This window comes from Paenibacillus sp. V4I7, assembly GCF_030817275.1.
Classification (GTDB): Bacteria; Bacillota; Bacilli; order Paenibacillales; family NBRC-103111; genus Paenibacillus_E.
In genome coordinates this window covers 2749768-2766041 of the sequence record NZ_JAUSZD010000002.1, presented here as the reverse complement: position 1 = coordinate 2766041, position 16274 = coordinate 2749768, and the positions used below count along the sequence as shown (strand labels likewise).

Below are 16274 nucleotides of genomic sequence, written 5' to 3'. Positions count from 1 at the left end.
AAAACCTTAAGTCTTCATTTGAGGCGGTACCCCATTCCCCATAATGTTTCTATGTAGTCCTCTTCGGGATTCGCTTTGGATAGTTTGTTTCTTAGATTGCTGATATGTACGTTGATGGTGTTGTCATCCCCCACAAAGGTGTCCTCCCATACGCTCTCGAATAAATTCGCTTTAGAGAATACTTTTTTCGGAAAGGATATGAAAAGCTCTAGAATTGAAAATTCTCTTGCGGTTAGTAACACTTCATTGTGGTTGATGGTTACGACCTTCGTATCTTTGTCCAAACTAATGTCCTTGTACTTGATTCGATTGCTTGGAGCAATGCTGGCCAAACGTTTGTACCTTCTTAAATGAGAATCAATTCTAGCCGATACCTCTTCGATATCAAATGGCTTCGTTATATAATCATCTGCCCCGATGCGAAGGGTTGCAACTTTCGTCTGTTGCTCTTCTTTAGCCGAGATTACGATAACAGGTATCGAATTCTGTTCGAGTATTTTAACAAGGAGCTCCTCTCCTGTCAGACCCGGAAGCATTAAATCAAGCAATACCATGTCCCATTCCTGTCTTTCCAAATAAATCAGGGCTTCCGTTCCGGAATAGGCAGCTTGAGGGAAATAACCGCTTTTCTTTAAAATTTTGCATAGTAGTTGGTTAATGTCATTATCATCTTCAACTACTAAAATGTGAATGATCTTATCCATCATTTACACCTTCTATCAGTAAGTTTACTTTCATTTATTTTACCATAAGCCATGTTAATCAGAAATTCCTCCAAAAACTGAAAGGAGTTGTGCAGCATGATTAAATTGTCTGTTTGGATAACGTCTCAAAATATTCTACAACGACTTCACGGAACTCCAGAGCAGCCCGCGAAATATATCGACTCCTGTGCCATAATAAAGCTATTTCCCGTACCAATTCGTGATTCTCTACTTGGAGATATATGATATGTTCCTGTGAAAACCTTGCCGTGCTTGGTATGAAGGCTATGCCAATTTCGGCTTCCACAAGAGTGCTTAGCCTTGCAGGTTCATCTCCCTCATACACATATTTAGGTACAAATCCAACCGATTTGCATATAGAGTCCACTAGATCGCGAGTACCGTAGCCTCTTTTTACACCGACAAACCATTCATCCCTTAGTTCTGTCAAGGATACGCTACGTCGGTCTGCCAGCCGATGCCCTTTTGGAACAGCTACAAGGATCGGGTCGATGAACACGATTTGACATTCAATGTCGTCCCCTTGTATAGGAGGTGAGGACAAGCAGAAATCGACCTCTCCTCTATGGAGAAGCGTAACCATTTCCAGAGTGGTCAGCATTTGCACATGAAATTGGATATAGGGCTGCTTTTTCCGAAACTCTCGAAGGATATTTGGTAACGTGCTTGCTGTGGTCACCGCCAATTCGAGTGTGCCGTATTCCGGGCTAGATAAATCGCTAAGCTCCTGCTTCCCCTGTTCTAATTCAAACAAAGCCTTTTCTGCACGCCGAAGGAATCTGCTTCCGAACTCATTCAAACGTAGCTTCCTCCCTATTCGATCGAAAAGAGGGACCCCTAAATCCTCCTCCAAGCGTTGAATCGTTTTGCTTAGTGACGATTGAGTAACGTGCAGACTTCGTGCAGCTTCGGTCACATGTTCCAAACGAGCTACCGCGAGAAAATATTTCAGTTGAAGAAGTTCCATTTTGCACCCTCCATTCATTCCCTCAAGTCAATGATATCATAACATAAAATGCGTTGGAATAAATAAACGATTTCAAGTACGATGACTTTAATACGCTTTGGGGGGACCAAAAATGAGTGTTCACAGCAGGTGGTTGATGACTTCCGTTGGACTGGGGGTACTATTGAACCCATTAAATTCTTCGATGATTGCTGTTGCTATTACAAGGCTGCAAAATGTGTTCCAACTTGACTTTACAGGTGTTTCCTGGATTATTTTTTCTTTCTACATTGCAAGTAGCATCGCTCAACCTGTCATGGGAAAGGCTAGCGATTTATTCGGTCGTAGGAAGATATTTCTTACTGGGCTTGTTGTAGCCTTCATTTCATCATTATTAGCTCCACTATCACCAAACTTTGGCTGGCTTATCGTGTTCCGCATTGTGCAATCCATCGGAACTAGCATGATGGTTGGGGTTGGAATGGCCATTGTTCGAATTCATATTACGGAGAAACAAGCGACTGCGCTGTCTGTTTTATCCATATTCCTATCAGGAGCGGCAGCAATTGGACCCTTTATTGGCGGGGTCTTGATTCACTGGTGGGATTGGCCTGCTATTTTTTTCGTCAATATTCCGTTCGTGGTGGCTAGCTTTCTATTGGCTTGGAGGACTATTCCAAAGGACGAACCGCCAACATCCGTTGCACTAGCCATGTCCTTTCGTAAATGGTTCGATTTGATTGATGCGTCAGGGATCCTGCTCTTCACAGTGGGTCTGGTTGCTCTGCTCGCTTCCTTACTCTCAGCAAAATCATCTGGGCATATCTCATTAGGAAATGTCATTGTCGGGCTGATAGGCCTCGTGCTACTTGTGGCTTTCGTACGACATGAGTTAAAAGCGACGTCACCCTTTATTCCTTTGCGCACATTCGCCAAATATCCTGCGATGACTTGGGTTAATGTCGAATTCATGCTCGTTAACGTACTTTTTTACTCACTCTTTTTCGGGCTTCCGTCCTACTTGCAAATGGTACGTCATGTCAGCGAGTTCCAAACAGGGATTCTCATGCTAAGCTTAGGCTTGTCCTCGCTAGTTACTTCTCCAATAGCAGGACGATGGATCGATAAATCAGGACCCAGGCCGGCATTGCTGGTGTCCGCAATGCTGATGACATTTGGGTCGGTGTGGCTCGTGACATTGAATCAAACTTCACCGGTTATCAGTGTGTGTTTGGCTTTGGCTGCATTCGGTATTAGCAACGGGTTGAACAATGTCGGTATGCAAGCGGCCTTGTTCCAAAGTACTCCAATAGAAATCATCGGTGTAGCATCCGGATTATTTAATACATCCAGATACCTGGGAACCATTCTCTCTTCCTTGTTGATTGGCATCGTAATGGGAAATAAGTTCAGCTTCGAGGGATTTCAAGTGCTTGGAATTATCCTCACGGTAATTGCATTGTCTTTGGTATTCATGAGTCGGCGGCTCCGGAAGTCAGGGCAATTGCAAGAGTCTTAGGTTCACCAAGTTCAAATTAAAAGGAGTATCGATCATATTCTAGACAGGTGAGAATGAGTTCCCATTCGAATTCACGCAGTTAAACGAATAAGCGTTCACCCCATAGAGTGAACGCCTAATTACTTCAAATTGTCTTCTTATTTGTCGGATTTACCCCACCGCTCAAGCAGTCTAACTAGGATAACAGCAGCTTGTGCTCTCGTTGTTGTTCCTTTCGGCATCAGAGTTGTCTCGGTAACTCCATTCATTATGCCTTCTTGAACCATAAGGCTCATAGCTTCCTCTCCCCAGCTTGCCGTATCCTCGCTATCTGCAAACTTACTGAGCAAGGAAGTTGGAGCAGGCGATGTCTCTGCTTTCAGAATTCGCTGTATGATAACAGCCAACTCTTCACGGGTAATTGGAGCATCGGGACGGAACTTTCCATCTTCACCTTCAACTAGTCCAAAAGCTGCAGCATCTCGAACGGGCTCGGCATACCAAGCTGTATCGAATACATCGCTGAAAGAATGCTCACTGTCATGCTGCTCCGGCAAGCGGCCCTCATGACGTAATAAATTGGTTAACAGCTTCGTTACTTGAGCCCGTGTGACTGGTGAATCCGGTGAAAAATGATGCTCATCCACCCCATCCACAAGATGGCGGCTGATCAGAACTTCCAACTCCTTTCGACTCCAGTGTACATTCAAGTCATTGAAACGCTTATCATAGGTCATTACTGTGTAAGTGCCCCAGCCATCAAGTTTTACCGATATCTCGTTCTGCCCTTGGCGTGCCGCTCCGCCCAAATAACGCCAACCGCCAGGCACTGTACGATCTAGTTTATAAACGGCAAGCTTTCGGGAATCGAAATCCTTCTTCTCGACCTGCGAGTACTTCCATGTCAGCTGCAGCGGTTTGGATAGCTGAGCCTCGGAGGTAATCGTTATATAATCAGAGTGTGCTTCATACCCTGCCGGCAAGGGGCTGGGAGATGTTTGAACACGGTTTAAATGGATCCTAGATCCTTCCTTTAGCGCACCCTTCGTCAAACGGATTCGAAGCAGCCCTTCAAAGGCATCATAGTGCTCTTGACCTTCCTTAATTTGTAGGGTCGCCGTATCTGGATCCTCCGTTGGCATTGGACCGCCGCCACCACCGTTGCCTGGGTTGTCACCTTCGTCTCTAATCGTCGCTGACACTGATACTCCATCAGCTAGCTTCCCTGATGCATCAATGGCTTTCAGCTCCACTTTATACTCGCCAGGCGCAGTTAAGCCTTCATACCGATACAGTTGAACACCTTTATCGACTTCAACCGAAGGCCCGAAAACAACTTCACCTGGTTTCTTAATAGAAACCTTAACCCCTCTTAAATCTGCATCGCTCGGATCTGTCCAAGCTAGTGTTAAGCCACCGTTTTCGATTTTAAGAGAAGCGTTTTTAACGATCCCTGGAGCTGGATTCTGCGAGACTTCAGGCTTAGTAAGCGTACTAACTGTCAACAGTTCACCCTCCGATACTCTGCCATCCAAGTCAACAGTGAGAAGCTTTACTTCATAATTCTTGCCGGGCTCAAGTCCCGTAATGGAACTAAGACCAATACCTGGCCCTACTTCTTCGAAGCCGAGCGGTTCTCCCGCTCCCGCCTCTTTCCACTCCATCTTTAAGTGGTCATAACGTGCAACGGCGTTCTCTTCCCAGCTTAGGGCAAGGGCATCCTGCCCGTGAATCAATTTCATACTTCCAGCCTTCACAGCTTCTGCCACAGGCCCAGGTGCTGTGATGTTCACTACCTGCATGTAAGGTTGTGTCATTGCCGTACCTGAGTAGCTTTGTACCATTGCATCCACATCCACACGATAACTCTGCCCAGCAAGAAGCGGCGTCTCAGGTACGATTCGGAATTGCTTAGCCAGCGGTTCCCCGCCTGGGCTGTTCTCCGGCTGTATAGGTTCGATTCGAATTGTAATCTGTTCAGCATCGACTCCATTTACAATGTGGGTCAGTGTAACATGGTCCGGTGTAAGGGTTGCCGGAATCATATACTTGGTGAAATATAGCTGAAGACCGGTTCTGTCGGCTTGTGGTATCAAGGCGTGAACAGTTGGGGCTGCTTTCGATACGATGCCGACGTTGACATCATAATGAGGCGGCAATACTTCAAGCACTTCGCTGCGTGCAGTTTCATAGCCTTCCTTTTCATATAGCACCTGCCATTTGCCCTCAGGCACATCCCATGCATATTTCCCTGCACGATCTGTCAGGAGAGGGTTTTGCTGTCCATAAATGCCTGCATCCCAAACCTTCCACGTTTGATCGTTAGGATCAAGGAACAAAGCCGTCGTTTTTACGCCTTTCATACGATTCGATTCAACAGCCTCGAAAACATAACCGCTTGGATCATAGATCCAATAAGGATCAACGATATCCTTTTCATCGGGATCACGAGGATCTTTCGGACGTTTTGGCGGCTGCTCATCTTCGTCCTCACACTCTGCATTGTTTTGATCAGTGGTGAATTGCTGCTGAAGATCAGCCAAATCACTTTCCCACGCTTCATTAAACGCATAATTAATCGCGAAGGATGTAGCTACGACACCTACGCCGGCGAAAAATCCGATTCCCACGCCTGCCAGCCCCATTGCCGCCATCTGTAAAGAATATTTTAAAAGTAATTGCTGAAAAAGTCGTTCGGCTAGATTCTGCAGCTCGTCATTATAATGTTTGATCGAGCTCGCCGATGTGCAACCTCCACCGACTTGATCCATAAAAGCATTCAATTCATTCATTTTTTGTTGATAATCATATCCAGCGTATATAGCTGAGGCAAGACCAAGTGCGCTTGGAGAACCTGGAGTCTTAAGTTCAAAACGGAAGTTAGCGCCGATTTCAACGTAAGGAGCTCCTGACAGACTTTGCAAATCACCTTGCAGGCTTTGTACAAATGGCTTTGCTTGCTCTACAGGAACAATCGCACTTACATGCATCGTCCCAAGCTGAGCATTGAACTGAGTCTTGAGGTTATACACAACCGGACCTTTCGCTGGAGGAGGTCCCGGATCATACCCGACAGGCATCGGAGCATAGAAAAACTGGGTCTCGATCTTTTCATCAGGTGAATCCGCACTTGTTAATACGACCTTATTGACATAAGTACGATCAGGCGCAGCCATTTCCTTATTCTCTGAAGCCACTTCCGCAAGTGGCAGCACCTCTTGCTTCAAGCTGCGAAATGCAGGAGGCATAGATTTCAGAATATTTTCATGCGAATCGACCGTTTGATACGGTTTAGGAAGGACGTCATAGCTTACCGCGATAGGACCCAGATGTCTTTGGCTTGTTGATTTTAACCCCTCATAGCGCTCCGTCAACGCATTGAAGGCTAGCGGAATTTCTTCACCTGCCAAACGAACCCGAACATGTTGGGCCCGCTTCGGCTCCCGGAATTGAAGTGAGAATGAAATCGGCTTTTGGGGATTTACGGCTAATGGAAATCGAGCGATCCCGTTGGTCAAATCGACATCCACACGATGATCAATCGCAGTAATACTCAAATGAATTGGCATAGGTTCATCAACATCCGTATATTCAACAAACACTTGCTTTGAACGCCATTCATTAGCTCCAAGAACCGCGACGGCCGAGAGAGCATGCGTGCGTCCTTGTGCTTGCTCATCGATCAGCGTAATACGTTGATTCCAATAGCCTCCTGGTGACGCTAATGTTTCAGCAGCCACCCTTACTCCATCGTATAGAATTACTCTGCTGCCGGGAACTGCCCGACCGCTAACCATAAAGGTGGTTTTATCCACTTTTGGCGGTGCATCCATGCTGATTTGCGTGGTCTGAACCAAAACTCTGGCGATTTCCTCTTCGTCAAAATCATCTGTTACTGATTGTTTGAATTTCATCCCTATATCAGCCGTCAAGAATTCGGATTTAATCACATTCACCTGCAGTTGGTACAGGACCGTTCCCTCTTCCCCTACGGCAAAATCACTAGGCAGCTTCACCTTGGCATGCGAATCGCTACCTACAGCTACATCTTCTACCGCGCTGCCATTCATTACGACACTATTAGGCACCAAAGAAGTACCTTCCGGAATTCGTATCAACAGGGTAGGTGTGATAATGGGTTCATGTGAGCCATTGCGATACGTGCCTCGCATGGTGACATGACTTCCTTCAGCAACGGGACTATCCAAAGCCTCGAGCCCGTTCCCGCCGGCTTGATTAAAATATCCAGACGGAGTAAGCACCAGGTCGCCTAGTTCCGTTAACTCTCCCTCGCGGACAGTGATGGTCTTCGTCACTTTCCGAACCTGGTTCTTTTCCCCTATTGCAGTAAAAGTAACGAAATAGCTTCCTGCTTTTGGAAGACTCAGATGGAACTTACCTGGCTGAAGCGTAGAGTACGTAACCGAATGACCGGTTTTCCCTTGATCATCCTTCTCGAAAAAGCCTGCATGGATGGTCCAGATTCCTTTTTCATCAAGTACGGTTCTGCCCGTAACCGCCAATTTCTCCTGTAAGCGCAGTTCAGCGGTCGCCTGCATGTGTTCATCGATCGTAACAAGCTCACAGACTGATCCTAATTGTCCCAAACGGTCTCGTAAGCAGACACGGAATTTTTCACCTTCGGCGGCTTTAAGGGTCAGACCATTATCAAAATAAGTAGGGGATAACGTAATTCCCCTCTCCGTTGAAATAGTCGGAACAAACAAATTTAGTTCGGAAATACTCAAATTACGAGCGATCCAATCCCCGCCAACAAGCTTGGTAAACAATTTCAGATGAATGGTGGCCGTTGACTCTTTGTACAGTGTCAGATGAAAAGTTTTCTCCTTCGATGCTTCCACCTGGAAAGCCTCAACATTAAGAGTACGACGGACAGTCTCTCCACCCAAATATCCGCTAATAATGGTTTTTCCCTCTGGCAATTGCTCGCTGAAAGCACCGTTCCCATCTGAAATTGCTTCGATTGATCGGTCTTCTTGCTTAATAGAAACAATCGCGTTCGGAAGCGGCAAACCGCTCGGAGCCTTGACTTGCCCGCTTACCGTGCCATAGTGAATCGTTGCTTGCAGAGAAACGTCTGTTTGTCTTCTCTCGAGTTTCAGTGATATAGGCTCAATCGCAGCATACGGACGAGGAACTTGGATTTTTACAACAATGTTATCACCTATGAAACCGGCAGGAAGCCCAATTTCTCCTTGCGCGTTCGTTATTCCTGAGGCAATCACATCTTTTTGCTCTGCACGTTGAATCCAGACCGCAACATAAGGTAAGGGTTTATCCCCTTCTGCTTTTAAGACTTTTATAGTCACTTTTGCAGGTACAATAACTTTCATAGAGATGGAAAGAATTTCCCCTTTGGCCGCAATAACCTCGGGTTTCTCTGCTAGAAGTGTACCATCACTTGCAAGGAGCGATAGCCTATAATCCTCTGCATCCGGCACTATGAGAGTGAATGACTCATTAGGGTGATAAGCAGCCTGCGTGCCTGTCTTCTTGCTTGGACTCCAAGCCACCAGACGACTGCCAATAAGTGCAGCACTCACATCCACATTTACTGTATGATCAGGATTCAGCAAGTTCGATAAATCAACCTTTATGCCGGCCGACACCGAAATCGGCAACCCCTCAGCCGAAAGAGAAATCATCTTCCCGTCTGCGTCCGCTACTTTACCGACAATGGAATTCAGGACAGTCATACCTACTTGAACCTCAAACTCACCTGTATACTTCCCTGGTGACTGTTCTACTAAAGTTAGCTCCCGGGATTGTGCTGTACCTCCTTGTAGATAGGTAATCGTTGCAGCAGCGTTTCGGTTCTCCACCCCTTCCACCGCGACAGTAAGTTGGCTACCCAGCTTGATATGTGCCCTTGACGCCATTGGCGCCTTCCAAGTCACCTTGTGAATCGGCTTATCCTGAGGGACCTCTTGACAAGTATTCGGACAAACGACGAAGCTTCCTGTACGAAAAAATCCCTGTTCATCAAAGCTATTCGTAGCTGTTGCAATAAAACCAACCTTACTGCCATCTCCATTGATGGTGCCCGACTTTGCTTCGGTTGCCGGATTGCTAAGCAGCCTTGGCGTCCTATTTGGGTCATTCAAGTCTACGACATATATACGGTAGCCTTGAAACGCATAACCCTGTGAAGGTTGAAACTCAAAAGCTGTAAAAATCAAATGCTTTCCATCACTGCTTATTTGAGGCTCAAAGTATATGGTCTCCCCGCTTACTCCTTGCACAATACGAGTATGCTTGTTTTCCTCACTTGCTTCGCGGTCGTAAATATATATCCCTTCATCCTTACTGTAAGCAATAAATCGGCCGTTCCCGCTGATGCTTCTTTCAAAGTAACCATCGGCAAGAAGAACCGTACCCCCATCCAAAGAAAGATCTTGAAGATAGAGCCTCTGAGTGTTACACTCCCCGCAACCGATGTAAAAAAGAACATATCTGCCATCACCAGAAAGGATAGGGTTCTGAATTTCCTGTCCATATAGCTCTTCGGTCAGCTTAACACGGGTTATTTGGTTCAAACTCCGATGATAAACGAAAATATCTGCATGATTATTCGTATCATCCACTGTCAAATTACTGGCCAAAGCGTTGAAAACAATATGCTCACCATCTTCACTCATGGAGGGCGGTCCCACATATTCGTTTGGTTTTTCCCCATCTATAGTGGGCATGCGCTTCGCTGCAGGAGCCCCTTCTTCGACGAACAGATTGTCATAGGTTCCCAGCACATCGGCATGGAAAGCAATGACTCTGCCATTCTCACTTATGTTTAGCGAGTTTATGCTGTCGACACCAGCAGGAAGCGGGAGATTTTTTACGTTTCCACTTTTCAAGTCTTTGACAAATAACGCGCCAATCTCTTTATTCCCCGCGCCTTCCACTAGATTGGTCGCGTTGGAAATAAAGACAGCTTTGGTTCCATCTCCGCTTAGTTTCACATCCCTCGAACCCTCATTACCCAATTCTCCTGATGAGGAAGTGTTTAAATTCTTTTGAGTGTGATGCGCTGTACCTGCAATAAATTCTAAAGGATATGAAAGATTGCCAGCAAGATCCTTCGCATAGATGCTATACGATAGAGCACTAAGCTCCCCTACCTCTCGATCCGTAAATTCCGTGTCTGCGGTTTCTTCGACAAACACACCGTTTCGTTCAATTCGATACTGCAAAGGTTCCGTTCCAGATTCTCCTGATGCCCACATCACTTTTACTTCATCGAGTCCTACAGTTTGCCATCGAAAATCCGATGGAGTTGATGGCCTTGTTTGATCTATTCGAACTTGAACTGCCGTCGATTCACTGCTTACCTCACCACCCAGCGTGGCAGTTGCCGTAATAAGATAGGTCCCTTCCCCTGTGAAAATAACCTGCGCGAGAAACTCACCCTTTGCATCAGCAATGACCTTTCCGCCTTCTGCTTTAGATCCATGAGCTTTAGTGACATAAATGGTAACCTCTGAGCCTGGCAGAGCAGTCCCTTTTACATCTAATGTTTCCGTATTTACTGCTTCTGGCAAAGGAGCAATGACAGGAGTCAAGCTTGCATTCTTATCGATGGCATATACAGCCTGAGTTACGGATTCTTTAAGGAAGGTTTCTGCGGAAATGACCGTTTTCAAATAATCAGATATGGCATCTTGCTCTTGAGCATACACAGCAGGAGATAACGACGCCGTTACCATGGATAAAATGATTGAGGTATTCACCGCCTTTCTGTACATACGTTTTAGAGTTCCAGTTTTCATTGGATACATCTCCTTGAAAAAAAATTTCACAAATTGAAAATGATACATTTTGTATCAGATCATGTATATACTAGCTCCGCTTTCAACTCTGCTCTCTGTTGTCAGCAATAAGCTTATTATATCAAGGTTTCTTTCCCGCTGGTTTGGGAATTCAATCCCAAAAATCGGGAAATTTAAGGGATAAAGTTATGTTAGTATCGTCCGAAACGTTGCTATCCAATTGGATGTGAAATGCTCATTATCCTTTGACGGTAAGCTCTTTCTGATATAGGGCCTGTTGAAAGACCGCCCTCATACCTAATTTCTCGTACAGCCGGTTGGCGCCTGTTAGACTGGATTCATCGACGCTAAGCCGGATATTACGGATCCCAAGTTTGTAAGCCTCCCGGAAAACATGCAGTAGTAGCGCGGAGGCAACCCCTTGTTTCCTCCAAGAGCGGCGAACTCCTAGTAGATCAACATATACATGATCCTTAAAATTTTTACTGATGATAAATCCGGCAAGCTCATTACCATCCCAAGCGGTAAACCAGAGATTCCACTCATAATGTTCTCCGCTCTTCCCTTCCATCCATTCCTCGTAACTTGTATCGTAAAACCGGTTTGTATCCTGGAAGGATTCTCGGTATGCTCGATAGACGATTTCTTCCATACCTGATTGAAAAGGTCTGATCTCAATACCTGCAGATGGCGGACTAATAACAGGCTCTTCTCTAAGGTCAATCATCATCCGACTATATAAGCGCTTAAAAGCATAGTTGTGTTCTTCCACGATGGATTGGGCCGATTCATTATTGGCAGGTATCACATTACATAACACCCAACCGTGCTCCGGATGGTCTGCAGCGTACTGCTTTGCTCTCTCTTCAATGCGTTGGACCAATTCTGTCCCAACATTCCTGCCTACATAGTCGGGATGGACATATCCAAACGACGTGAGCGCGCCTTCCCCTGTCACTTCCACAAAGGCAAACCCGATGATTCGTTCCCCGGAACGAGCTACCCAGGTATCCTTTTCCAAATCCAAAGGTCCTAGAATGTCCAAGAGATCTTCTAATACAAAATCAGGCTGGCCGAAGTCCGCAATATCGCAGGTGATGACGAGTGCGGTAATCTCCGCAGCTTTATCCATAGTTGCAGGAATGATTTCAAACGATTTATTTTTTGTCATAAGTTGTTTTCAACCCTCTCTATTTCTTCTTGCGATTCTCATAAATCCACTGAACCATTTCATCATGTTGATTCTATTCCAATCCACTACGCCACCATCATTATGCAAATTCTGCGGCAATAACACCATAATTTGATTGCCTTGGGGGTCGGGGAAACGAAAAAAGATCCCGTCTGGCTGAACATACAGCCTCCGCGCAGGGATACCACTGGATTTGACCTTCTCCCAGCCTTTCTACTTCTATAATCCTAAGATATCACGGAGTACGAAGGCGCATAATTATCCCATTAGATACAAATAGGGTATACAAAAGTATACCCCCAACCAAATTTGCATCTATACTACTGAAGAAGCTTCTGGACAGAACTCCCATCCTGGCACAAAATACGCTGTTCTTGATTGGGTACGGTCGTAAGGCACAGAAAAGATAAATAACCCGTACTGGATTGCACCAGTAGAAGGTTATTTCCACATTATATGCCATATGAAATCATCTTTTTCATAGGATTTACCGTAATATGATCAGGTTAACAAATGGATCAAACAAAAGATGCCTCCGGCTTCACAGATCCCACGTTTACGAATAGGGTTGCTGTCATTGCCGTTCCCAAAATCCATTTTCTACGATTGTTTCTTACCAATTTCTTTTCCTCCAATATTAAATAATATTTTGCTTTGATTCGTTTTGATATCTAAGGGATCAATTCTTGGTTGGCCCCTATAAGAACTATAAAACAAAAATAAAAATCTCTATATTATCCTTATGGATATATTTTGGCATCCTTTGGTTTCCTGTCAAACAAATTAGGTAATGCATCTGCTGAGAGATGACAAATAAACCTCGCGTATTTCCACTTTATTAATCAATGATACTGTCTTGTTATGTGTTCATTCGAATCTTTCATTAATTTGGAGAGTAGCACTATTTGCCCAGCATGATACCCGTAGTGTACAGCAACCTGAACAAGAAGCCGACTGATTACTCTCACTTCATAGGTTTCATCTTCTGAAGCGTTAACCCGAAGCATTCTGTTCCAATCCTCCAAGTCATAGCGGATTATGACTTCCCTTTTTAAATCCTCCTCGGACAAAACGGATAGTATACTTTCCGATTCGGATCGAGTCCTCAAAAGAAGACTACTCAATTCATCCTTCGATATGCGACTTTTAGAATTAAATTCTCGAGTGCGTTCCCGAATGAAAGGTTTGTTTCCGATTGCACTTATGAGGTTCTGATACTCGTTTCCTGCTAAATGTAAGCAAAGGTTTCCAATGCTGTTCATGGAATCCTTCATTTTTTTCCAAATCAAATCATCATCAAGTTGGTCTAAGCTCTTTATGATTCGATCGAGCTGCTTGTTCATGTCTTCGATTACGTTTTTTGTCAGGTCTGGCACGACTATTTCCCCTCTGCAATTTAGTAAAAATGCACGTATCACTTTTTTAATAATTCGCTTAACTCATATAAATGTCTACGCAGATCCCAGCCTCATAACAAACTAATTCTTCCTTTTCTAAAAAAAACCTTCATCTGATTACTAACTCTACTTCACTGAAATCAAAAAAGGAGCTGCTTCAATGCAGCTCCTGAGTTCTTCGTTAGCTTAACAACAACTCCGTTACTTTTGATGCATATCCTTCTCTCCTATTTAGATCCTGCATGGTTTTATCGACTCCTACTTCATTTAAGCAGCTTTTTATCCAGTTTACCTAAAGGGGTATAGGGCAAATGATCGACGAAGATGATTTCTTTTGGTAGCTGAAATCGTGCCAATCTGGAGCGCAGCCATTCAAAGAGCTCCTCTCTTGTCGTATCATTATAAGGGGCCAGAAGGACAAAAGCTTTCAACCGCTGTCCAAAATGCTCGTCACGAATCCCGATCACGGCCGCATCCTCTACCCCCGGGTGAGTGAGTAGAACCTGTTCCACTTCAAGAGGATAAACATTTTCCCCCGCTGAAACAATCATACTATCCGCTCTCCCACACAAAAAGTAATAGCCCTTCTCATCTCGATAGCCCAAATCACCGGTTTCGATCCAGGCAACGTTTCTCATGGACCACTTGTTCTTAATGCAAAATTGACCTACCCTGCCGATTTCAACTTCCTCTTTAAGATCATCCACAATTACTAAGCGAACGCCCTCAATCTTTCTGCCGATCGTGTGTGCGGAATAGATCAAATCCTGTGGATCCGCGATGATATTCAAGCCCGCTTCTGAAGTACCATACAGATTGTACAACACATCTCCCAATTGTCTCAAAGTCTCTTTTGCCAGTTTGGGATTGAGCTCTGCACCGCCTGAGGCTATACAAGAAAGGGATTTCAAATCTTCCGCATTGCTTTTTAACATTTTATGTAACATTAAGGGGACAACCGTTACGACATCAACCTGGTGCTCCCGAATCAAACGGCAAGCTTTCTCTGCATCGAATCCACGATGAATAACCATTTTCTTTCCCAAAGCGCAGAATAAGAGCAGTACCGCTACTCCATAACCGTGATAAATAGGCGTCGCAATATACGCAGTATGATAATTTAGAATTTTTAATCGAGTAAGGAAGCCGGAAAAAGGATCCAAATAATTGAATAGCGAAGGTTTATGCGCTGCTTCTTTGGCATTTCCAGTGGTCCCGCCGGTCAGAAGCACAAGTTTCCCCGAGGAAGTCCGATGTCGTTTTTGTTTTTCGTAAATGCTTGCAGAAAGTAAGTTGTTTATCGCTGGAAATGTATCATGATAACTCAACATTTTGGCTTTCGTATACGAAGTTTGCTCAAGCAAGGAACTTAGTTCCTCATCATAGATCAGGAGGTCAAAATGATGGCGCTCTAGGATGTTATTCAACTGCCCCTTGCTCATTTCTGCATTAAGCAGATATAGATCCGCCCCCGATAAAGAAACCGCAAAAATGGCTCTCACCAAAGAAGCATGGTTCTTACACAAAAAACCCGCTTTCTTGCCCCTCGCAAGATGGTACCTTCCCCTCAAAACTACCGAAAGCCCTTCGGATTGTGCAAACAATTGTTTATAGGTTAGGGTCTCTTGCTCATCTACTAACGCGACATTTTCCCCGTAGGTTCTGGCTGAAAAATTCAGCAGAGCCATCAGATTGATCCCATATTTATAGATGGCGGAAGTTAACTGGAACAAGGCTAAGGGGGAAAGAAGTCGGATTTTATATAAAACATAGATCAGTTTATACGCCTTCATTGCCGTTACCCTTTTTCCTTAACATTCTCGGTATTGAATATTCCCAACACCTTCTGAAAAGTACGGAGGCCAACTGTCCGAAAATCAACCACCACGGTTTGTATGTTCTCCTTTTGGTATAGATGGAGCTGCATATAATCTTTGCAACGTGTTGTGGGGTCATGGCCGGTAAGTTTTGATAAGCAGCGGTTGGCAGGATCATGGGTGTTCTAACTAACGGAAGATAGATCGAGGTGGTAGAGATCCCCATCATGTTCAGCTCGGGAGCTGCAGACCGAAACCAGGTGTCAGAAGCAGCCTTCGAAGCCTGATAAGCTGCCCAATGGGGAAGGGGAAGCAAAAGAGCATTTACTGTTGAGACGTTAATGATATGCCCTTTCTTTTTTTCAAGAAGAAGAAGGGTAGACAAGAGCAGCTGAACCGGCGCAAAATAATTGATCGCCATCGTGCGAGTAAAATCATGATAGCGGTCCAAGGAATGATAAATCGATCTGCTGATGGAATGACCCGCATTGCTTATGATGATATCCAACCCATCCGGAAGCTGATGGAGAAAGGTGAGCAATCCCTCCATCTCCTTCTGATTTCGAAGATCGGCCGGGAACACACTTATTTGAGCTGCTTTCGTTTCGATTTCGCTTTTCATGGCTAAAAGCTTGTCCTCTCGTCTGGCCACTAATATCAGATGAACCTTTATCTCGGACAGTAGATAAGCAAGCTGTTCCCCTATTCCGGAACTTGCGCCCGTTATAAGAACAATCTTTCCTTCCAGTTGATGCCCTAGCTTCTCTCTATTCAAGAATGTCGGAGGGAATAAGAGATGTTCGAAAAGGCTATAGGTATGCATTTGAGCTCCTTTCTTGCCTGAAGGACGACCAAACAGGCTAGCTCTCATGTTCTTCGACAGCACAGGAGATATCTCCTTTTTACTGTATGGCA

General features: G+C 44.9%; 8 protein-coding genes. 1 reads left to right on the top strand and 7 read right to left on the bottom strand.

The window, feature by feature from the left end:
• Window positions 1-14: 14 nt before the first annotated feature.
• Window positions 15-704: a response regulator transcription factor gene (locus QFZ80_RS13725; RefSeq protein ID WP_307555512.1), complete on the bottom strand. Its 690-nt coding sequence runs from the start codon at window positions 702-704 to the stop codon at window positions 15-17.
• A gap of 100 nt (window positions 705-804) precedes the next feature.
• Window positions 805-1692, bottom strand: a complete 888-nt coding sequence (locus QFZ80_RS13720) for a LysR family transcriptional regulator (protein ID WP_307559394.1) — start codon at window positions 1690-1692, stop codon at window positions 805-807.
• Window positions 1693-1804: 112 nt separating this feature from the next.
• Between QFZ80_RS13720 and QFZ80_RS13715 the strand changes: the two genes are divergently transcribed.
• Window positions 1805-3190 carry an MFS transporter gene (locus QFZ80_RS13715; RefSeq protein WP_307559392.1) on the top strand — a complete coding sequence of 462 codons (1386 nt, stop codon included), beginning with the start codon at window positions 1805-1807 and terminating at the stop codon, window positions 3188-3190.
• 137 nt (window positions 3191-3327) lie between these two features.
• Here QFZ80_RS13715 and QFZ80_RS13710 read toward each other — a convergent pair whose 3' ends face one another.
• The 5 genes from QFZ80_RS13710 to QFZ80_RS13690 form a co-directional block, all read right to left on the bottom strand.
• On the bottom strand, window positions 3328-10953 hold the full coding sequence (locus QFZ80_RS13710) for an S-layer homology domain-containing protein (RefSeq protein WP_307559390.1): 7626 nt from the start codon (window positions 10951-10953) through the stop codon (window positions 3328-3330).
• A 238-nt stretch (window positions 10954-11191) separates the two neighbouring features.
• The gene (locus tag QFZ80_RS13705) at window positions 11192-12124 is read right to left on the bottom strand and encodes a GNAT family N-acetyltransferase (RefSeq protein WP_307559388.1); all 933 of its coding nucleotides are present in this window, start codon (window positions 12122-12124) and stop codon (window positions 11192-11194) included.
• An 863-nt stretch (window positions 12125-12987) separates the two neighbouring features.
• Window positions 12988-13521: a DinB family protein gene (locus QFZ80_RS13700; protein WP_307559386.1), complete on the bottom strand. Its 534-nt coding sequence runs from the start codon at window positions 13519-13521 to the stop codon at window positions 12988-12990.
• A gap of 284 nt (window positions 13522-13805) precedes the next feature.
• Window positions 13806-15335 (bottom strand): AMP-binding protein, encoded by a 1530-nt coding sequence (locus QFZ80_RS13695; RefSeq protein ID WP_307546126.1) that lies wholly within the window; start codon window positions 15333-15335, stop codon window positions 13806-13808.
• Complete coding sequence (locus tag QFZ80_RS13690) at window positions 15322-16245, bottom strand: SDR family NAD(P)-dependent oxidoreductase (RefSeq protein WP_307559384.1); 924 nt, start codon at window positions 16243-16245, stop codon at window positions 15322-15324. The genes QFZ80_RS13695 and QFZ80_RS13690 overlap by 14 nt, the downstream gene beginning before the upstream one ends.
• Between the last annotated feature and the right edge of the window lie 29 nt (window positions 16246-16274).

Coding starts and splice junctions, on each gene's coding strand:
- QFZ80_RS13705 (WP_307559388.1), bottom strand. CDS start 12,124: ATGACAAAAAATAAATCGTTTGAAATCATTCCTGCAACTATGGATAAA.
- QFZ80_RS13720 (WP_307559394.1), bottom strand. CDS start 1,692: ATGGAACTTCTTCAACTGAAATATTTTCTCGCGGTAGCTCGTTTGGAA.
- QFZ80_RS13695 (WP_307546126.1), bottom strand. CDS start 15,335: ATGAAGGCGTATAAACTGATCTATGTTTTATATAAAATCCGACTTCTT.
- QFZ80_RS13715 (WP_307559392.1), top strand. CDS start 1,805: ATGAGTGTTCACAGCAGGTGGTTGATGACTTCCGTTGGACTGGGGGTA.
- QFZ80_RS13725 (WP_307555512.1), bottom strand. CDS start 704: ATGGATAAGATCATTCACATTTTAGTAGTTGAAGATGATAATGACATT.
- QFZ80_RS13710 (WP_307559390.1), bottom strand. CDS start 10,953: ATGAAAACTGGAACTCTAAAACGTATGTACAGAAAGGCGGTGAATACC.